Raw genomic sequence first — 20,863 nt, forward strand, 5'->3', positions numbered from 1 at the left:
GGAAACACCATGAGTCAAGTCACCATGCCAGGCGTAAGTCACGCTTCAGGTAATGATCGAATTAATAATATTCACACTTTCTTGCAAGGGAATAACCCTTTGGGGCTAGGTGAGGCGAGCGCAAAAGCGGTATTAGCCTTAGAAGAGGCATGTGGTGAACTGATGTCTTCAGAGCAAATGAAACGTCAGCGTTCAGAGCATCTTCCAAAGCTAGTAAAGCCTAAAATGTCGGCAATGAAAATGTCACCAGAAGCTCAGCAAGCTAAAGGATTCAATGCCAATGCGGTACTGATTGAAACATTCTCAACCATCCGCCAGTTATTGCATGAAGGCAATATTGGTGAGTTAAATAACCGATTGCAGTTATTAAATATTGAGTCGGCTGCACTACGCCAAAAAGGTGCGGAGTTATTGGACTCATTTGCTGGTTCCACTGACCAGCTGAAAGATACTCATGACAAAATTGCTGAAAAAAAGGCTCAGTTAAAGCCGCTGAATCTTAAATCTAACGATCTCATTAACCAGCGCTCGAAAAATGAGTCTTTATTCACAAGTAATGAGCAAAAGCTGACCAAGCTAAGCACCAAGTTAGCCGAAAACCAAACAGCATTAGCCCAATTAGATTCACTCCCGAAACCTTATACCGAAGAAGTGTATCAGCGAGAGGTGATGTTGGAAGCGAACATTGCGCAACTTTCGAGTGAAATTGAGCAAGTTACCCAACAGCAAAAAACGTTAAATTCAAACATTACAGCCTTCGATAGCGAGCTCAGCGTACTCAAAAATGAGATTGACCAGCTAAATTCATCATTAGATTCATTGCTGAGCGATTCCACAAAGCTAGCGGCAATTGCGGATAAAGATCGTCAAAAATTAAATCGATTTATAGAGACTGCACCACTGCAAACGAATGTTGATGGTGAAAAATGGGAAAACACCATTGCGCTGTTAACCATGCTGACGGCTCAATTGAAAAAAGCGATGAATGAAGATTCAATTCGCAACATGAAAGAGCAAGAAGAGGTGATGATGAAAATCAATGAAGCCTCTCGTAAAGACTCTGATAAAAAAGCCAAAGAAGCTGCCGAAGCAGAACGTAAAGCGGCAGACGCCAATAAAGCGGCATCTTGCGCCAGTAAGATTTTCAGTTATGTGATGCTCGCAGTTTCTGTGATTGCCACGGTTGCTACGTTTGGTGCAGCCGCGCCTTTAACGTTGGCAGTTGCTGCGATTGGTATTGCGATGTCTGTCGCGGATATTGTCTTGGAAGAGACCGGACAAGGGAGCTTGATGCAAATGTTGGCGACGGAAATTTCCAGTGTCGTCACGGATATGCTGATCACTTTTGGTGTGCCAGAAGAGGAAGCCAAAAAAATTGGCAGCATCGTGGGAATGGTTCTGGCCGCAGTAGCATTCTTGGCAATCTCACTACTTTCTATGTCTTCATTCGTTAAAAACATTGCCAATACAGTAACCAACGTCACCAAGATGTTGGCGAAGAATGTGGGGACTTTATTGAAAAGTGCTGTGAAAGCGATGCCGAAAAGTTTTACGAATGCACTGGGCAATATGGCAACGAAAAGTACCAAAATGGGGCAGGCCGTTGCAGATAATACGGATGAAATGGTGAAACTGACAAAATTCACCAAGCTAGCCGATAAATTCGATGATGTTCAAAACTTTGCCAAGGCGACGGATCAATCTTCGGACTATGTTTCCCTTGGTGGGCAAATGGTGAAAGTGAGTGATACAACAAAACTTGCGAAAGCCGCTGATAAGCTCGATGACGTAAAAGATATTGGTAAAACAGTAGAAAAAGTCTCTTCTTCAGGAAAAACGCAAAGCGTCAATATGGCGCGTTTGGAAGTGGGTATGAAAGGAACCGGCGCAGGTCTTTCTGTTGCTAATGCGGCAACTTCAGGCGGGTTACGTCTAGAAGCCGCAGCTCAGATGCGTGATATGAAAGAGATGCTCGCAGGCATGATGCTCAATAATGAAAGCATCCAAATGCTGACTGAGCTCATTAATTCATTAATCAAATCTATGTCTAAAAGCCATGAGCAATTTGAGGAAATGTTCAGCGGCATGATGACCACTCTTCACCAATCAAATAACAATAAAGTCGATATGCTGAAAACGGCTCGCTTCGCTTAAACTTTGGAGAATTTTTATATGACAACTATCGCTCAATCATTAAATTTACCTGCACAGATCCAACAAAATGGCATTGGGTTTTCACTTATGCCTAAAACACAGTCTTCTACAATAAATAATGCGCGCCAAAATATTCAGTTGAATGATATTTCTGGTGATTTCTCTGATAGTGCCATCGATAGACCTACATTATCTGTACCTGCATCAATGATGGCAGCAACACAAATACAAGAGGCATTATCTGAGCTAAGTGGAGTAGAGAAGAATGCGTTATTGAATGATGTATACGGCTTTATTCGCGTCACGCCAGAGCAAACGCAACAAGCAGTAGAAAAAGTTTTTGCAGCGGAAAGCAAAGTGCTTAATCAGGTATTGGCCAATAACCAGCAGCTAGATGAAACCGATTACAAGCAAATTGCGCTTGCCATTCAAGTGATGATTGGCAGTAGTTTCTTCGATGGGGCACCGAAAAATTTGGACGTGATTGAGTCGGATAAAAAATCCACCAAATCATTAGAAGGTGCAAAAGCTCAGCAATTTGTTGGCATTATTAGCAGCGATATCATGATTAAGCTGGTTCGTAAAGTGGTTAAAGAGCTGAACATTTCGGATCGTAGAATTAGTGCCGAATTTTTAATGCTCAACGCGAAAATGGTGGAAGCGGCAGCGGAATCGACCATCAAAGAAGGTAAAGAGATGTTCACAGGTGCATTGACGGGGTTCTTTACTGCCTTGGCAATTAGTACAGCTGGCGCAGCTTTCCAAGCGAAATCTCTCCATCAACAGAATCAATCGATTAAAAACAATTTGGTTAAAGCTAACCAAAATGGTTCAGCAGCGGATCGTTTAAATGAACTGAATGCAAATTCACTGTCTTCGTCTTCAAAAAACAGTTCACTGACACTGAAAAATAAAGAGGGTGTGAGTGTGGAATTAGTTGACCAAGCAACACCAGCACAGCAAGCACTGGCTAACCAGCGTGGCGCAGAAGCCGCGCAACGTACCAATAAGCTGGGTCTGTCTGAGCGCGATGAACATGAGCGTATCATGAACAAAACTCGCACGAAGATGGGGATTGCTGAGCAAGGTGGGCGCTTATCTGACAACGCAGGGCAAATGGCAACATCAGCGAATCAGGTTAATGTCAAAGGGGAAGAAGCGAATAAAATGATGCAGCAATCTGTTGCGGATGTAGCACGTAGCGTCTCTGCGGATAAAGATAAGCAAATTGATAAAAGCATGGATTTGGTTAAACAGATGAATGAGCACCTGCGCGAGATCCGTGAAGGTCAATTACGTACCTTCCAAAGCGTGGTGAGAGGTTAAGTACGATGGAAATCATCACACAAAGACATTTAAACCCGCAGACACCAGTCAATGGATCAGCGGCCAAGCATCTAGATGCTCAGGACTCTTCCCTTGTTATGGGGGAAGGGTTAGTACTAGACCCTTCTTTAGATGCCTACCAACAAGGTCTTCAACTTGCCGCACAATTGGGTTCTGAAGTGATTGAAACTCAATTTCGTGAGAGTGCGGTTTCGGGCAACCTTGATAAAGTCAAAGATCAATATCGCTCCATGATGATGGCGATGAAACATTCATCTGATAAGTACCAGCGGATTTCCCAACCTGTTGCAGATGGTCGTAGTCATATTGCGGCAACACAAGACTTAATTGGAGAAATCCACGGGGATTATCAAAAAACCTACGGTGAAATCGTTAAAGCTTCGACAGAATATATGCAAGAAGTGAATACGCAGTTAGGTAAAATGAGTGAGCATGTCAGTGCAGGGAAAGATGGGAAAATAAAATTTAAACCCAAAGATTTTCTGATAGCTTTTGATTCAGCAATGTCAAAATATTCAGGGATTTCATATTCTGATTATGAAAGTTTTTACTCTTCCTCTTCATATACGGAAGCAGAATTATTAACTGAATATTGTGAAATGTGGGGTCAAGACCTGGGTAAGAAAAATGAAACGGATGCAAATACCAACGATAAAAATATAATGAGGGAGTACCTTAGAACTTTAGATTCCAGTGAATATGGTATGAAAACCCCTCCTTTATATACAATTCAAGCTAGATCAAATGTGGATGTAGAGTTTAGTTTTTGGGAAAAAAAATTATCAGGGCAAGGGTTTGTTGTTAAAAAAAGCGGAAATGAAATACTTATTTATCCCGATTTCAAACCAATCAGAGAAATTTACTCAAGTATTAAAGGATCTCCAGTTGATTGGGATGGTGGTGATATGATGTCTCAGTCATTTCAAAGCTTACAAACTGCTCTTGATGCACAAAAGAATTCGGTTAACAGCAGTGTTTCTCGTTTATTAGAGACTTTTCGTCAAGATAATAGTCATTTTGAAACACTAGTTCAGTTATTAATTCAATTAATTAAAGACTTAAATCAAAATAATAATAGCCTGATCAATATGTAATTTAAGTTATCTATATTTTTAATTTTAATCATAAGCAATTATGAGGAGTTTTTATGCCTAATATAAACTTAACTACTGGCGTTGGACGCCCAGCGCAAACAGTGTTACCTGCAACATTTTTAGCAGGCAATAATGCTATTAGCACACAAATTACGGCTGTTAACTCAACAGGGAGTCAAATTAATTTTCCTGTGCATTCGGAAACGAATAATCAGGTTTCGGCTGTCGGAGATCGTAATGAATTACACCGAGCTAATCATAGTAAACAAGCTGCGGTTATTCATCAAATGCTAAGCAAAACATTTCCAAAAATATCAGAGGACATGATTTCATCGGCACTCTGTGCGGGTGCAAGTGGTAATTTGATTCAACAAGAGATTAATTATCGCCCAGAGAATAGTTTAATTCTTTTAAGTTTATTAACGCAGGATGAAATTAATCGTGAGCCCGAGTTGTTGAAGTCTGCGGCAGATTTAATTAAATCACTCAATACGCAAGGGAATAAACATTCGAAACTTAAGCGTACTTTAAATAATGAAGAACGTGCTTTTGATAAAAAGATGGAATCTGTATTTAAAAGCCTTGGTGATAACAAATGGAAAACTATTTCTGACCGTTTTGTTGAGAAGTATGTGAACCCTGCAATTAAAGATAAGTTAGCGGAAGTTTTTGATAGAGCCGATGTTGATAGCTGTAATGTGAATGATAGCCTCGTGAGCACGCTAGAACATCAAAGCCAGCTGAAAATAGAAGGCTATATTCAAGAGTATCAGCAGCATGGAGAAACATCTTTTGCGGATAAAGCGCTTCAGTTACATAACGTATTTTTAGAATTAGAAAGCAAAATTGAGCACATTCGTTCAGCTAAAGATATGAATAATACAAGTGAATCGACACATCAAGGATCTGCATCAAATCCACAAAATTTTGTGGGGGATGATGTTGACGCTGGAAGACCTCATTTCAGAGCCTCTCCATCAACGCCTTTAACACCGTCAACACCATTATTGCCTAGCAGCACTAGCCATAATGAAAATATGTATAATACTTATACTACGTATAATACAACAAATAATTATTATACCTCTCCTTATGAAACGACGAGCATCAATTCTATTCAGTCCAATGATGAAGAAAATGAAAAGCCATTATTACCGACATCATTTAAATCTGTCTTGAATATAGAATTAGCTGTACCTGTTGTTCAAACATCGGGACGTGTGAAAACCACACTTGAAATCCCGAACATTAACCAATATCAACCGCAAGTTGCCGAAAAACCATTTTTAGAAAGTAAGCCGCCAGTGAGTGAGAAAACAGTTAAGAAAGAAGCTACTCCAGTAATTGAACAAGAAACTCAGTCAGTCATTGAGTTAGAAACCACCAAGCAAGTTGAGCAACCTCGAAAACATATTGCGGATATTCAATGGCTATTGCCAAAAAATACAGGTTTCCAGAATCGCTATATTCGAACTGAATCTGGCTGGAAATCGAGTAATGCATCGGAAAGTGAAGTTAAACCCGTCGTAACGACAGTAGGAGGACTAAACCGTAGCCAAGCAGATAAAGAAATTTATCAAGGGTTGCGAACGGCGCCACAAGTGGTACCTGCGGAGCAAATGTTTGCAGATTCTATCGCGAAAGCCGATGAGCTTTTCACGGGTACGGAGCGTGGTGCGTTAAGAGCAAACCAAGCGGAAGTCGAGCGGTATAACGATAACGCCAAACGTTTTCCATAAGGTAATGACATGACCACACAACAAGATATTGCGCAGCAATGGCTAGAACGCCATCTTCAGCAAATTCGTGAGTATTCAGGTATCAACAAAACCTATTCCATGGATGCAGAGCTGATTGCCGATGTGCATATCGATTCTTTAGAGCTGTTGGAATTGATTGCGGCGATAGAGGAATATACCGAACAGCCATTAAAGGATGAGGTGTGGATGAAGTGGCGACGCTTACAAGATATTGTGGATTACCTCGTTAGCGCCACCATAGACAGTTAAGTTGTCTTGTCAGTTTTCATCAATAACAACTCGGTTTCGTGCTTTGGGCAGGAGACCGAGTTTTTTATGGCTCGGATGTGGCAATTTCCAACGCTTTCTTGATGGCATCAGGAATGACGCTACCATGAGTTTTGCCCGCAAATAAGGTGAAATCACACACCCGTTGAGGGCTGTTTATGGCTTCACACACTTCACGGGGGGAAATCCAACTTTTGCGCGTTTGATAATTTTGCTTCTGCTCATCGGTTAAACGGCTTAAATCCGGCGTCTCTTCTAACTCCCCGAGGGTGATATCCAGCGGCGATGCTTTCGATGGGCGCGTTAACTTATCTAAATTCACCATTTTCCCTTCCCCCCACCATAATGACGGGCTTGCCGCGACAAAATGCTGGAAATCCGCAGGGTGGTCTTGGTACGCCATCAGGGTGAATAAGCCACCAAATGAGTGCCCAAATAAGGTTTCACGCTGGATATCTATCGGGAACTGCTGCTCAGCCCATGGGCGAATGGTGAAGGTGAGAAACTGGTACAGAGATTCCGAACCACCACCGTGTTGGAATGCGTCGCCAGCAACTTTCGGTGTGTAGTCGTATGTGCGTTCTTTCTTGGGGAATGCCTCAGGGCTGGGATAGCCGATACCAATAATAATCGGTAATTTTTCAGGGGAAAATTGCTGCGCAGCCTGATTGACCGCGAGCGGGTACAGGCCGTTCCCGTCTAACATAAACAGCACTGGACGTTTTCCTGAAATATGCTGTGGAACGGCGCTGTAGATACGCAGCTCGCGCTGACCATTGCGCATGTCATGATGCTGCACCGTATATACGTCCGCCACACGCGCATCGAATTCAGGAATATTCGGGTTGGGACGCGCCCAAGTATTGCTTGCGATACACATACTTGCGATACACATCAATAGGCTCGCTATAAACCGTTTTTTTATCATTGGGATTGCCATCGAACTAAAAAGGATCAGCGGGTAATCAGCGATAAGCATCATACCCGCAATCAGGGATTAGAATGTCACGTTGACATTCGCCCAGTAACGGCGACCATCTTCAACATCCCAGTTACCGCCATTCTCAGCGTCAATCTTAGAGCCTTTTTCGTTGGCAATATTTAACACCGCGAAATTCAGCTTGGTATTTTTCAGCAGTTGATAAGTCGCGCCCACATCCATAGTGGTATAGCCTTTACGGTAACGTGGAACGGAAGAACCGTTACGTTGAGCTGCCCACACTTGCTCACCTTCATAATGCGCTCGGGTGTATAAGTTGAGGTCAGGGCTATATTGCCAATCTAACTTTGCATTCGCTAAGTGTTTCGGCGTTTTATCCAATGGGTAGCCTTTGAGGGATTCGCCGCTGGTCAGTTTTTCATCATTACTTTTACGTTCTGAATCGGTGTAAGTGTAGTTCAGGCTAAGGTTCCAATCTTCGGCAAATGGAATACCCACTGCGATTTCTACCCCTTTAATGTTAGCTTCACCGACGTTGTCGTAGGTATACAGGTTTAAGCCTGTCACAGGGTCTTTATCACCGGTGTAGTAGCTGGTGAGCTTATTTTTAAAGTCAGTATTAAAGAACATCAGGCTCGCGTTGAAGCCAGATTCATGGTCATAGGCGATACCAATTTCTTGGTTAAAGCTTTTTTCAGGTTTCAGGTTGTCATTACCGTAAATGATCCCTTTACCTTTTTCTGTCGAGGTTTTGTAGTTAGGGCTAATTTCACGCAGGGTTGGTGCACGGAATGCTTGCGATACCCCACCTTTGATGGTGATTTCATCGGTTAAATGATAAATCGCGTAGCCACGTGGGTTCCAGTGGTCGCCATAGAATTCGTGGTGATCTAAACGAATGCCACCGGTTAAAATCAGGTTTTCAGTGGCAGTAAATTCATCTTCTAAGAACAGCGCGTATTGATCTGCGGTTAACGAGACATTTTCCGTGGTTTTCGCACCAGTTGCGGAGGTATCTTTCAGTTTGGCATGTTGGTACTGAGTCCCCGCCGTTAAGATATTATCCGGCAAGAAGGCGGTGACTTTACCATCCACTACCGTGTTAGTAATTTCTGGTACGCGCGCTTCATAAGCGTAATTATATAGCCCCGTTTTTGCGTCTTTGGTTTCGGCTTTAGTCTTACGTTTGGTTTGTTCTTGATAAACACTCACTTCCGTTTGGATAACATCCCAATCGCCTTTGTAGGTCAGCGCCATATGGTTACGGTTATTGTGAGTTTCAGACTTGGTATTATCACGTTTTACACCATTGAACATGGAGTATTCCGCCAGTGATTTACCCGGTTCCGCATAGCGTTCTTGGGTGGTTCTACCCGCTTCAAATAAGAAGGTTTGATTTTCCATCGGCGTGAAGGTTAATTTCGCGGTCAGGCTTTTATTGTCCCTTTTATCATGGCCATCTGGAATTTTGTCTTCTTTACGGTAATCCCCGCCACCGTACAGTTGTAAACCAAGTTTATCTTTGATCAGCGGACCAGACAGGTAGAAGTTACCGTCCATGGAATCGCCGCTTTCGCTATTTTCTTGAATAATTGCGCCCGTAGTGACACTACCATGCCATTCATTGGTCACTTTTTTGGTGATAATGTTAATGACGCCGCCCATAGCATCAGAGCCATACAGGGAGGACATAGGACCACGGATCACCTCGATACGCTCGATAGCTTCAACAGGCGGCATAAAGCCCGCTTCAAAGCCGCCGCTACCATTTGGGCGAGATTCACGGCTATTTTGACGACGACCATCCACCAAAATCAGGGTGTATTCGCCGGATAACCCGCGAATATTAATATCTTGTTTATTGGCGCTTCCGACGACGCTGACACCTTCAACATCTTTGACTGCATCGGCTAAGTCGCGCACAGGTTTGTTTTGTAGCTGCTCGGCGGTAATAACGGTAACACTGGCAGGAGCATCGCGTAATTGCTGGGAATAACCCGATGCCGTAACGATCATTTTGTCTGAATTTTCTTCTGCTGTGGCGCTAAATGAAGCCAACGCTGCGCAAACACCTGCAGCGATTAAAGAGTAGTGATAGTGCGTTTTCATGTTTTTCCCTAGCGAAACGAAATGATAATGATAATCATAATGTTTGCGAATATTAGCACCGATACCGATAGGAAATAAATAATTAGCGAGCTATTTTTTGGGCAAAGTTTGATCACGGTTAACATTTTGTGCGAGGGAACGAGAGCGAGTAAAAAACCGTACAAAAGGTAGGAAATAGGCTGAAAAACGAGAGAGTGACTATTTGGGAATGAAAGAAATAAACGCCAACTATTATTTAACTATTCACAGTTATCTTATTTAGAATATTTTTTATTATTTTTAAATAATCTCATCTTTTTTTGATTGTATTTAAATTTTCTAATTTAAAAACAAGGTTGAATATTGATTTAAAACAGAAAATAAAAATTAAAATGGATATTTAGTTAATATAAAACAGTTGGCTATTGCATTATCACGATGAGTTCGTAAAGATAGCTTTATTGCTAAAATAAAGCCTATTTCCCTTGAGAGTTATTATGGAACAACCGACAAATTCAATTGAAGAGCATCAAAAAACGAAACAAGAAAATAAAAGAACACTGTGGATGATCATCGCCACGGTTATTTTTGTTTTGTTGTTTGTCGCCTATGGCGTGTATTGGTTTTTGGTTCTGCGTTTTCAAGAATATACCGATGATGCCTATGTGTCGGGTTTGCAGATCCCTATCGTTGCGCAAACCACTGGAAATGTCACTCAAGTGAACTTTGAGAATACCGACTTGGTGAAAGCAGGTGATGTGCTGGTGGTATTAGATAAAACCAATGCGCAACTGGCTTATGAACAGGCCAAACATGATTTAGCATCTACGGTGCGCAAAACTAAAGAGTTGTATATCAATGGAGATCAGTACCAAGCCCAAATCCAACAAAATCGCGTTTCACTTGCACAAGCGCAAAAAGATTATCAGCGCCGTGCCGCATTAGGTCGCAGTGGGACGATTTCAAAAGAGGATTTACAGCACTCTCAAGAAGCGGTGCAACTGGCGCAAGCAGCGCTGGATATTTCGATTCAACAATATAACGCCAACCGCGCATTGTTGCGTAATACGGCACTGAAAAACCAGCCAGCGGTGCAACAAGCGGCCGATAGCGTGCGCAGTGCGTGGATCAATCTACAGCGGACAGAAATCAAAAGCCCGATGACGGGGTATGTTTCTCGCCGTAATGTGCAAGTGGGTTCCCAAGTCAGCCCACAAAGCTCGTTAATGGCGATTGTGCCGGTTCAGCCTGTTTGGGTCGATGCTAACTTTAAAGAGACGCAACTTGAAAATGTGCGTATCGGTCAGCCAGTCACGATTAACAGTGACTTTTATGGTAGCAATGTAAGTTACAAAGGCACCGTGGTAGGGCTGGATATGGGGACGGGAAGTGCGTTCTCATTGCTACCTGCGCAAAATGCCACGGGGAACTGGATCAAAGTGGTGCAGCGCCTACCCGTTCGTGTGGAGTTAGACCCTGAGCAAGTGGCGAAATACCCGCTGCGCATCGGTTTATCCATGAATGTGACCATCGATATTAAAGACCAAAATGGCCCCGTGTTGTCAGAAGTTCAACGAACTACCCCTGCGTTTGAAAGTGATGTTTTGGTGCTGAAGTTAAACGATGTGGATCAGGTGATCGACACCATTATCAGCGATAACGCGGATTAGTCCCATGGCTGATATTCAACCGCTAAAAGGGGCTAAACTCGTCTGGGCGACTATCGCCCTGTCTCTGGCAACATTTATGCAGGTGTTGGACTCCACGATTGCTAACGTGGCTATCCCGACAATTGCGGGAAATCTTGGGGTGTCTGTCTCTCAAGGGACGTGGGTGATCACCTCGTTTGGGGTATCGAACGCCATCTCTATCGCGATTTCCGGTTTTCTAGCCAAACGGTTTGGGGAAATAAGAGTCTTCCTGTGGGCAACGGCACTGTTTACGCTGTTTTCATTACTGTGTGGATTTTCCGATAGCCTTGGCATGTTGATTTTATTCCGTGTGCTACAAGGGGCGGTTGCTGGGCCTGTTATTCCGCTCTCGCAAAGTCTCATCATGCGGTGTTATCCGCCTAAAATGCAGAATATGGCATTGGCATTTTGGTCGATGACCATTATTTTAGCCCCTGTTTTTGGACCTATTTTTGGCGGCTATATTAGCGATAACTTCCATTGGAGCTGGATCTTCTTTATGAATATCCCTCTTGGGATCTTCGTGATCATTGTTGGCTCGATCATCCTCAAGGGAATGGAATCGACAGTGGTTAAAGTGCCATTCAATGTGATCGGTTTAGCGTTGTTATCTGTCGGTGTTGGCTGCTTGCAGGTATTGCTGGATAAAGGGAAAGAGCTCGGTTGGTTAGCGTCCAATGAGATTGTGATTCTTGCCGTGATTTCCACGATTGCGCTGGTGTTTATGGTTATTTGGGAACTGACCTCCAAAAACCCAATTGTCGAATTATCACTGTTTAAATCCCGCAATTTTACCATCGGGACGATTTCGGTCAGTTTGGCGTATATGGCATATTTTGGGGCGATCGTACTGTTGCCGCAGTTACTGCAAGAAGTGTACGGCTATACCGCAACATGGGCGGGGTTAGCACTCGCGCCAATCGGTCTTTTGCCAGTCTTGTTCTCAGCACCTGTCGCAAAACTCTCTGACTTTTTAGATATTCGCTGGATAGTCACCTTTAGCTTCGTGTTTTATGCCATTTGCTTCTTCTGGCGCGCTTATACTTTTGAGCCATCCATGGGGTTCGATGCCGTTGTCTGGCCGCAGTTGGTGCAGGGGATGGCGGTAGCCTGTTTCTTTATGCCGTTGACCACCTTGACGCTGTCGGGGCTGCCTCCTGAAAAATTAGCCTCAGCTTCCAGCTTGGCGAACTTTTTCCGTACGTTGGCGGGCTCAATTGGGACATCGATCACCACCACACTGTGGAGTGATAGGGAGGCAGTGCATCATAGCCAGCTCACTGAATTTATTACGGATTACAACCCAGAATCCCTCGATATGTACCAAGGGATGGCGGCGCATGGCATGACCACGGAGCAAACCTCCGGCTTTATTGCTCAGCAGATCACTAGCCAAGGGCTGATTATCGCGGCGAATGAGATTTTCTGGTTATGTGGCTGGGTGTTTATCGCGTTGATTGTGACGGTGTGGTTTGCGAAGCCGCCGTTTGGCAGCAAAGCTAATAAATCATAAATACGGCGAGTCATTGATGGAAATAAGGGCGCGTGAGTGATTGGCACGCGCTTTTTTATGGCAGGTTTTTACACAGTAGTTTTTACAGAATGGTTTTTTACAGTCTGGACTTTGGAACAACATCGTCAAAGACCAGTTTCGGGCGGTTAGGCTCTTCCTCCGTCAGCGGCGTCACTTCTTGGAACGTATTGAGGCAGCGGGTCACTAAGGTTTGGTAATCCAGTGTTCCCTTGCTTTTCCATTCAATTTCTTGTTCTGACAGGCTACGCAGTACTTTAGCGGGTGTTCCAACAATCAAACTGTTATCGGGGAATTGTGCATCCGCTTTGATAAATGCACAGGCGCCAACAATAGAATTTTCGCCCACTACCGCGCCATCCATCACCACGCTGTTCATGCCTATCAGTGCATTACGTTTAATATGGCAGCCATGCAAAATAGCCCCATGACCGATATGTCCATCTTCTTCAATGATAGTATCGAATTGCGGAAAACCGTGCATCACGCAGTTATCCTGCACATTCGCCCCATCTTTAATAATCAGTCGCCCAAAGTCCCCACGTAAACTGGCGTTAGGTCCAATATAAACACGTTTTCCAATCACGACATCGCCAATGATCACGGCGGTAGGGTGAACAAAACTTTCAGGGCTGACTACAGGGGTAATACCGTCAATTTGATAAAATGGCATAAAGGTTCCTTTAGCATAATGATTATGCGGCTGCTAGCTCCCGAAGAATACCGCCAAAACGTCGATAATAGGCGCTGGAGGGTTGTGGAAGTTCCCCAACGGTGGTTTCACACAAGCCAGTGACGTACTGGGTGGCACCTTGGTCGATACGCTGGTAAATATTGGTGCACAAATGGCGCGCAATATGCCCTTCCCACTGTGCTGGAAGCAGCTCATCGGGCAGCAACGGGTCTTTTAATATCACGCGGCGATAAAAATGGATCAGTAATAGGCGTAGCTGGAAGCATAATTCAGGGGAAATCGCCTGTTCTCCATGCTCTTTCAGTAATAATGCGACTGGGCGGAATAAGCTGATAAATTGATGATAATGCTCTGAAATTTCAGGGAGAGACCAGGCATCAAACACTAACTCTTTTAATTTTTTCTCGGAGCGGTTGAAGGGATAATCGGCACGGAAGTAAATGACTTGATCAGCCGCGTTTAACTCCCCCAGTAAGGCGGGAATGTCGCTTTGTGTCCGGCTTGGCGCTGCCATCAAGCCGCTATTAAATTGCCCAAACCCGAGCCAACCAAACTCTTTTTTAAGGCGAATCTTTTCATCTTTATCTGCGCTTTCCAGCAGCAATAAATCCCATGTTCCATCCCATTCAGGTTGTTCGCTGAGGTAAATCTTGCTTTCCGCTCGACGAAAGCGATTTTGCCCACGCTCTGAAATACGGTAATAGCTACGGCGTCCTATTTTTTCGACATCCAGCCAGTTTTCTTTTTGTAGACGAAATACGGAAGTACGCACAAAGCGGTCGGAAAAACCCATTGGCTCAAGCAATTTGGTCAGGCTACCTAGCCAAACCTCGCCCCCGCGGTGGTGCAGGGCATCCCCATATAGGGAGCTGATAAGCGATGTTCCGCTGATAGGTTGGCTCTCGATGGCGTAGTGTATAAATTGGCTGAGTTTGGTTTCCATTATGCTTTTATCCCTAAAATTTATGTATCAGGTACTTGGCAAATCTTAGACAAAAACCAGAAGGTTGTCTTGTTTTCATACCAAAGAGTGTGAGCACCGTGAGGAAACCTGCCGAGAGGCGTATTCATTATGAATACACCTCATTCTCGGAGATTAAATGGCAATTCGTGTATCAATCACTCGTTGAGCTTTACCTTGTGAACGGGGGATATCCCCACAGTTGACGATGCTCACGCGGGTGCTGATCCCTACCATGGATTTAATACGGTGTTTGAGGTTGTGGCAGATATTACAGCGCTCATCGAATGTGAGTTGCTCAGGGTGTTTGAGCTCAACACGAACGGAGAGGTTATCCATATTGCCTTGGCGACCGATTTCCAACTGGTAGTGTGGAGATAACTCTTTGAATTGCATAATTTGCTCTTCAATTTGAGACGGGAAAACGTTCACGCCACGGATAATCATCATATCATCGGAGCGCCCCGTGATTTTTCCGATACTGCGCATCTGGCGATTTCCACCAGATTTTAGGTGAGTAAGGTCGCGGGTTCGGTAGCGGATCACTGGCATGGCTTCTTTTGTAAGGGTAGTGAACACTAACTCACCATGCTCCCCATGACCGAGGGTTTTTAGGCTATTTGGGCAGATAATTTCAGGGTAAAAGTGGTCTTCCCAGATAGTTGGACCGCTTTCGCCGGAGTCTGCGCACTCCATGGCAACGCCAGGTCCCATCACTTCAGATAAGCCATAAATATCTAAGGCTTTGATCCCCAAGCGAGTTTCAATTTCAGCTCTGAGGGATTCTGTCCACGGTTCTGCACCAAAGACACCAATTCTTAGTGAGCACTTACTAGCGTCTCCGCCCATGATTTTCTCAAGTTCGTCGATAATACTAAGGCAGTAAGATGGCGTTACCATGATGATATCGGGTTTAAAATCGACAATTAGCTGCGCTTGTTTCTCGGTTTGCCCGCCGGACATAGGAATAACTGCCGCGCCAAGGCGCTCAGCACCATAGTGCGCCCCGAGTCCGCCAGTAAATAGCCCGTAACCGTAAGCAACGTGGACTTTATCCCCGCGAGTGGCACCCGCAGAGCGCAGGCTACGAGCGATTAAATCCGCCCAGTTATCAATATCTTGTTGGGTATAACCGACAACCGTCGGACGCCCTGTGGTACCGGAAGAGGCGTGAATGCGGGTAATTTGTTCCATTGGCACAGCAAAGGTGTCGAATGGGTAATTTTCACGTAAATCTTGCTTAGTGGTATAGGGAAATTTTTCGATGTCGCTAAGCTGTTTAAAATCGTCAGGGTGTACGCCCGCGGCATCGAATTTTTTGCGGTACATTGGCACATTTTCGTATGCGTGAGTAAGTGTCCACTTCATTCGTGAGAACTGCAACGCCTCGATCTCATCGCGGGAAGCAAACTCGATCGGGTCGATATTATCGTGTTGTGTCATGCTCATAATTGCCAATCCTTATTATTATTGATACTTGCCTGAACAGGTGTAGGGGAGTCAGGCAGTTTTGTTATTCAGACGCGTTCAATAATCATTGCAATACCTTGACCCACACCGATGCACATGGTGCATAACCCGTAGCGACCTTGCTTGCGGTGCAGTTCATTCATGGCGGAAATCACCAAGCGAGACCCGCTCATACCCAGCGGATGCCCTAAGGAGATAGCCCCACCATTGGGGTTAACCTGTGGGGCGTCATCTGGCAGACCTAAGCCCCGTAATACAGCCAGTGCTTGAGCGGCAAAGGCTTCGTTAAGTTCAATCACATCCATTTGTTCGATAGTCAGCCCTGCCATTTTCAACACTTTTTGAGTGGCAGGCAGAGGGCCGATACCCATTAAACGCGGTTCGACGCCACAGGTGGCAGTGGCAATCACTCGCGCTCGTGGGGTTAATCCTTGCTGCTTGGCAACCGCTTCGGAGGCGATAATCAAGGCTGCGGCGCCATCATTGACTCCAGAAGCATTGCCTGCGGTGACGCTGCCATTTTCACGAAACGGTGTTTTTAGTTTTTGCAGCTGTTCGTGTGTGGTTTCAGGGCGTGGGTGCTCATCTTCAGTGACTTGCTTCTGTGCTTTGCGCAATGTCACGGTGACGGGAACAATCTCTTCGGCAAAGATACCTTTAAGGCGAGCCGCTTCGGTGCGCTGTTGGCTGCGCAGGGCAAAGGCATCTTGGTCTTCGCGGCTGATATTGTAGGTGTGCGCCACGTTTTCCGCGGTTTCTGGCATGGAGTCGGTGGAGAATTGCTGCTCCATTAATGGGTTGATAAACCGCCAGCCAATAGTGGTATCAAAAATTTGCGCTTGGCGAGAAAAGGCAGAATCTTGTTTTCCCATCACGAACGGCGCGCGGCTCATGGATTCTACACCACCGGCAATCATCAATCCCGATTCCCCTGCTTTGATACTGCGAGCGGCAAGAGCTATGGCATCTAAGCCAGAGCCACACAGGCGATTGATGGTGGTGCCGGAAACTGAAATTGGTAAGCCAGACAGTAGCCCCGCCATTCGCGCGACATTGCGGTTATCTTCCCCCGCTTGGTTGGCGCAACCGAGGATAATGTCATCGGTCAGGGTCCAGTCCAGTTGTGGGTTACGTGCCATCAATGCTTTAAGAGTGACGGCAGAAAGGTCATCGGGACGCAGTGAGGATAATGCGCCGCCATAGCGACCAATCGGGGTGCGAATACCATCGCAAATATAGGCGTCATTCATGAGGCTTCTCCAACTAAACGGTGACCTAAACGGTGGGAACGGCCTTGAAACAGCGCCAGTGGCTTGCCATCTTGGTTGATGATCTCTACTTCATACAGCCCGCTGCGCTTACCTTGGTGCTGCATTTTTGCGGTGGCAGTCAGTACATCCCCTTCAAAACCGGGGCGCAAAAAATCGATAGAGCACATAGAGGCGACGGCGGCATAACCTTGGCTGTTGCAGGCATAGGCAAACGCGGTATCTGCCAGACTAAACAACTGCCCGCCGTGGCAAGTTTTGTGCCCGTTCAACATGTTGGGCGTAACCACCATGGTGAGTTGCGCATAGCCTTCGGCCACATCTTCAATCACCATTCCCATGGCTTTGGCGCAAGTGTCATCGCGGTACATAGCATGTGCCGCTTGCTGAGCGAGGGTGACGTTGGGCAGTGAATTAATGTTGGGCAGTGAATTCATGGCAATGCCTCCAATGAGAGTGACTGAAAACCGGCGGCAAGCTGGCGGAGTAATGGGTTGGGGCGATAACGCGTGTCCCCATAGAAATCAGTTAAATGTTCAAGGGTATGCAAAATATGCGACCAACCGATTTGCGCGCCCCATGCTAATGGCCCTTTTGGGTAATTCACGCCGAAACGCATCGCCAGATCAGTATCTTGGGCGCTTGCGACACCCTTATTCACAACATCCAAAGCCTCATTACACAACATGGCAACGGTGCGTAGGGTTAACAGCGCAGGGTAGTCCGGCAGCACAATCACTTGCTTACCGAGGGACTGAAAAAAGGCAATCGCATCTTGGTTTTGCTGGTGGCTATTTTGTACTGCGCAACTGATAGCGATAGTGGTTGCCGCAACGTAGTTGGCGGATAAATCAAATTGCACTACGGGCTTATCAAGTTTTTGCGCAAGGGTGGATGTCATTTCACCATTTGTTAACATAATAATAACTCCGTTAACAACCAGTGAGGGTGACGGGCGCGTTTTTTGTTCAACTTCTTCGAGGCAGATCCCGTTTTGCTGTAAGAGTTGCTTAAGTTCAGGAAATATTTGCCAATTTCCATAGGCTTTGATGTCGAGCTGGCGAGGCTGTGTCACGGCAGGCGCAATATCGACCCGAGATGCGGATTTATTATGATCATCATGATTATCGGCGGTGTAATCATAAAATCCGCGACCTGATTTACGTCCTAGGTGCCCTGCTTGTACTAATGCCAATTGCGCAAAGGCGGTTTGGAAACGCGGGTCATAGCCAAATGCTTGGAACATGGATTCTGTCACGGCGTAATTAACATCATGCCCGATTAAATCGGTGAGCTGCAAAGGACCCATGGAAAAGCCTCCAGCATCACGCATGACACTGTCTAATGTGGCGGGGTTGCCCACTTGCTCTTCTAATGCGCGTAAGGCTTCTGCATAAAAAGGTCTTGCTACACGATTAACAATAAAGCCTGGCGTGGAGTGGCAAATCACCGGAATTTTATTGAATGACAGTGTCAGGGCTTTTAGGGTTTCAATCACGTTTTCCGCGGTTTCGAGCCCGCGGATCACTTCTACCAACTTCATCACGGGGGCAGGGTTAAAAAAGTGCAATCCAGCCAGACGTTCAGGGTGCTTGAGTACGCTGGCAATCGCCGTGATAGATAATGACGAGGTGTTGCTGGAAAAAATAGTATTTTCGCGGCAAATGTCTTCAAGTTCACTGAAAATAGCCTGCTTAATGGCAAGTTTCTCTGCGACGGCTTCAATCACTAAATCGGCGTCAGCAAGGGCGGCAAGGCTGTCGGCAACATGGAGGCGAGCAAGAGTTTCTTCCGTGCTTTTGGCGTCGGCTTTGCCTTGTTCAACCCGTTTGCGTAAACGGGTGGTGAGTGCCGCTAAAGATTGCTGCAACACTGGGGCGTTCACGTCAAAAATGTGCACTTGTAGACCCGCACTCGCAGCGACTTGCGCAATCCCAATGCCCATAGTGCCTGCGCCAATCACTGCGACATTTTGTATTGATGAGCTTAGTGAAGTCTTCATGGTTATTTCCCTTGAAACGTCGGCTCACGTTTATTTAAAAAAGCATCGACGCCTTCACGGTAATCATGGCTGCGCCCGCCTAAGCGCTGTAAATCTCGCTCTAAATTGAGCTGCTCATCAAGGGTATTGGTGGCGGCACTGTGAATCGCTTTTTTGATCAGCCCCAACCCATAGGTCGGTTGAGTTGCAAGGTGCTTCGCGAGGTTGTTGACGGTGGTGGCGAGTTGGTTATTTTCCGTGACTTGCCAAATCATGCCCCACTGCAATGCTTGCTCTGCGCTAATTTTATCCCCTAGCATCGCCATGCCCATAGCACGGGCACGACCGACTAATTGCGGTAAAAACCAGCTTCCACCGGAATCAGGCACCAGCCCGAGGCGGCAAAATGATTGAATAAAACTGGCACTTTTCGCGGCGATGACAATATCTCCCGCAAGGGCAATCGCCGCCCCCGCGCCTGCGGCAACGCCGTTCACGGCACAAATAATCGGTTTTGGTAATGCGACTAAACGGCGGATCAGCGGGTTGTAGTAAGTTTCGACGGAAAAGCCCAGATCAGGGGCTTCGGATCCGACAGCGACATTACGATCGTTCAGATCTTGCCCCGCACAGAATCCACGACCCGCGCCGGTGATCACTAAGCAACGGACGGTTTCGTCTCGTTCGGCGATTTTAATGGCCGCGCTTAGCTGGCGATGCATCTCATCGTTAAAGCTATTTAGACGGTCAGGGCGGTTTAAGGTAATCGTGAGCACCCCATCTTCCAGCGTTGTAAGGATCATCTCTTCGGTGATCACGGTGTCATTTATCATGATTAGCGTCCTGTAAATTGGGGGGATCGTTTTTCGAAAAAGGCGGCGATCCCCTCTTGGCGATCGTCCGTACCCGCAAGGCTGGCAAAATACTGGCGCTCCAGTTTTAAGCCTTCGGTCAGGTGAGTTTCTTGGGCGCTTACTAGCGCAGCTTTGGCGGCATTCACGGCTAAAGGCGCATGTCCTGCAATGCGTTTGGCGATGGCTTGAGCGCGTTCAAGGGTGAGTGCGTCCACGCACACTTCACTGACTAATCCGGCTTGTTTGGCTTGCTCAGCACTGAGGGTTTCTCCGGTGAGTACCATCTGCATGGCAAGGGATTTGCCCACTGCGCGAATTAGGCGCTGAGTACCGCCCGCACCGGGGATCATTCCAAGGGTAATTTCCGGTAGACCAAAGCGGGCGGATTCCCCCGCAATAATGATGTCGCTGACGAGCAGTAACTCGAACCCAGCCCCTAACGCGTAGCCATTGGCGGCACAAATAATCGGTTTGCTGATTTGCGCAAAGCGGCGCCAAACTTGCGGACGTTTATCGGTGATAGCGCTGGCAACGGTTTGCTGCTGAAGCTCTTTAAGATCAGCCCCTGCGGCAAAGAAACGCGGGTTGCCGGTGATGACGATAGCGCCGATATTGTCGTCGGTTTGCGCATGTTCAAGATGCTTAACCAGTAATTCAAGGCACGGTGTGCTCAGCGCGTTGCGCACATCGGGGCGATTAAGCGTCAGCGTCAGAACGCGATGATGTTGTTGAGATAAAATCCAATTATTTTCCATTGCTCATC

General features: G+C 46.0%; 17 protein-coding genes. 7 read left to right on the top strand and 10 right to left on the bottom strand.

The genetic code is table 11. The features are described from left to right. The first annotated feature begins 9 nt into the window (after nucleotides 1-9). From sctE to JK188_RS02480, 5 genes are read left to right on the top strand one after another with little or no spacing between them, the layout of a single operon-like run. Nucleotides 10-2,154, top strand: coding sequence for a type III secretion system translocon subunit SctE (gene sctE / locus JK188_RS02460; RefSeq protein WP_211887086.1), 2,145 nt, complete (start codon nucleotides 10-12; stop codon nucleotides 2,152-2,154). 18 nt (nucleotides 2,155-2,172) lie between these two features. Next, nucleotides 2,173-3,480, top strand: a complete 1,308-nt coding sequence (locus tag JK188_RS02465) for an IpaC/SipC family type III secretion system effector (RefSeq protein WP_211887088.1) — start codon at nucleotides 2,173-2,175, stop codon at nucleotides 3,478-3,480. A 5-nt stretch (nucleotides 3,481-3,485) separates the two neighbouring features. Further along, the gene (locus tag JK188_RS02470; RefSeq protein WP_211887090.1) at nucleotides 3,486-4,595 is read left to right on the top strand and encodes a hypothetical protein; all 1,110 of its coding nucleotides are present in this window, start codon (nucleotides 3,486-3,488) and stop codon (nucleotides 4,593-4,595) included. A 53-nt stretch (nucleotides 4,596-4,648) separates the two neighbouring features. Continuing rightward, nucleotides 4,649-6,334, top strand: a complete 1,686-nt coding sequence (locus JK188_RS02475) for a hypothetical protein (protein WP_211887092.1) — start codon at nucleotides 4,649-4,651, stop codon at nucleotides 6,332-6,334. Between the two features lie 9 nt (nucleotides 6,335-6,343). Beyond that, nucleotides 6,344-6,604 (top strand): acyl carrier protein, encoded by a 261-nt coding sequence (locus JK188_RS02480; protein WP_187128592.1) that lies wholly within the window; start codon nucleotides 6,344-6,346, stop codon nucleotides 6,602-6,604. A gap of 64 nt (nucleotides 6,605-6,668) precedes the next feature. Here JK188_RS02480 and JK188_RS02485 read toward each other — a convergent pair whose 3' ends face one another. Both JK188_RS02485 and JK188_RS02490 read right to left on the bottom strand, forming a co-directional pair. Continuing rightward, on the bottom strand, nucleotides 6,669-7,604 hold the full coding sequence (locus JK188_RS02485) for an alpha/beta hydrolase (RefSeq protein ID WP_211887094.1): 936 nt from the start codon (nucleotides 7,602-7,604) through the stop codon (nucleotides 6,669-6,671). A 15-nt stretch (nucleotides 7,605-7,619) separates the two neighbouring features. After that, a complete protein-coding gene (locus tag JK188_RS02490) occupies nucleotides 7,620-9,671 on the bottom strand; it encodes a TonB-dependent receptor domain-containing protein (RefSeq protein WP_211887096.1) in 2,052 nt (683 codons plus the stop codon). Between the two features lie 476 nt (nucleotides 9,672-10,147). On the opposite strand from JK188_RS02490, the gene emrA reads away from it, so the two are divergent. Together emrA and JK188_RS02500 are read left to right on the top strand one after the other, a co-directional pair. Then, nucleotides 10,148-11,320, top strand: coding sequence for a multidrug efflux MFS transporter periplasmic adaptor subunit EmrA (gene emrA, locus JK188_RS02495; protein ID WP_132496857.1), 1,173 nt, complete (start codon nucleotides 10,148-10,150; stop codon nucleotides 11,318-11,320). A 4-nt stretch (nucleotides 11,321-11,324) separates the two neighbouring features. Further along, nucleotides 11,325-12,854 (top strand): DHA2 family efflux MFS transporter permease subunit, encoded by a 1,530-nt coding sequence (locus JK188_RS02500; protein WP_036949968.1) that lies wholly within the window; start codon nucleotides 11,325-11,327, stop codon nucleotides 12,852-12,854. A 97-nt stretch (nucleotides 12,855-12,951) separates the two neighbouring features. Here JK188_RS02500 and paaY read toward each other — a convergent pair whose 3' ends face one another. From paaY to paaF, 8 genes are all read right to left on the bottom strand, one after another. After that, a complete protein-coding gene (gene paaY, locus JK188_RS02505) occupies nucleotides 12,952-13,545 on the bottom strand; it encodes a phenylacetic acid degradation protein PaaY (protein WP_211887098.1) in 594 nt (197 codons plus the stop codon). A gap of 22 nt (nucleotides 13,546-13,567) precedes the next feature. After that, nucleotides 13,568-14,509 (bottom strand): phenylacetic acid degradation operon negative regulatory protein PaaX, encoded by a 942-nt coding sequence (paaX, locus tag JK188_RS02510; protein ID WP_036983814.1) that lies wholly within the window; start codon nucleotides 14,507-14,509, stop codon nucleotides 13,568-13,570. 153 nt (nucleotides 14,510-14,662) lie between these two features. Then, nucleotides 14,663-15,976: a phenylacetate--CoA ligase PaaK gene (paaK, locus tag JK188_RS02515; RefSeq protein WP_211887100.1), complete on the bottom strand. Its 1,314-nt coding sequence runs from the start codon at nucleotides 15,974-15,976 to the stop codon at nucleotides 14,663-14,665. 68 nt (nucleotides 15,977-16,044) lie between these two features. Continuing rightward, the gene (gene pcaF, locus JK188_RS02520; RefSeq protein ID WP_036948369.1) at nucleotides 16,045-17,247 is read right to left on the bottom strand and encodes a 3-oxoadipyl-CoA thiolase; all 1,203 of its coding nucleotides are present in this window, start codon (nucleotides 17,245-17,247) and stop codon (nucleotides 16,045-16,047) included. Beyond that, the gene (gene paaI, locus JK188_RS02525) at nucleotides 17,244-17,702 is read right to left on the bottom strand and encodes a hydroxyphenylacetyl-CoA thioesterase PaaI (RefSeq protein WP_249215490.1); all 459 of its coding nucleotides are present in this window, start codon (nucleotides 17,700-17,702) and stop codon (nucleotides 17,244-17,246) included. Before paaI ends, pcaF begins: the two co-directional genes overlap by 4 nt. Next, nucleotides 17,699-19,267 carry a 3-hydroxyacyl-CoA dehydrogenase gene (locus JK188_RS02530; protein WP_211887102.1) on the bottom strand — a complete coding sequence of 523 codons (1,569 nt, stop codon included), beginning with the start codon at nucleotides 19,265-19,267 and terminating at the stop codon, nucleotides 17,699-17,701. Before JK188_RS02530 ends, paaI begins: the two co-directional genes overlap by 4 nt. 2 nt (nucleotides 19,268-19,269) lie before the next feature. Beyond that, entirely contained in the window at nucleotides 19,270-20,079 is an 810-nt protein-coding gene (gene paaG, locus JK188_RS02535; RefSeq protein ID WP_211887104.1) for a 2-(1,2-epoxy-1,2-dihydrophenyl)acetyl-CoA isomerase PaaG, read from the bottom strand. Between the two features lie 2 nt (nucleotides 20,080-20,081). Further along, entirely contained in the window at nucleotides 20,082-20,855 is a 774-nt protein-coding gene (paaF, locus tag JK188_RS02540) for a 2,3-dehydroadipyl-CoA hydratase PaaF (RefSeq protein WP_211887106.1), read from the bottom strand. Between the last annotated feature and the right edge of the window lie 8 nt (nucleotides 20,856-20,863).

It is taken from the genome of Providencia sp. JGM181, from assembly GCF_018257375.1.
GTDB lineage: Bacteria > Pseudomonadota > Gammaproteobacteria > Enterobacterales > Enterobacteriaceae > Providencia > Providencia lanzhouensis.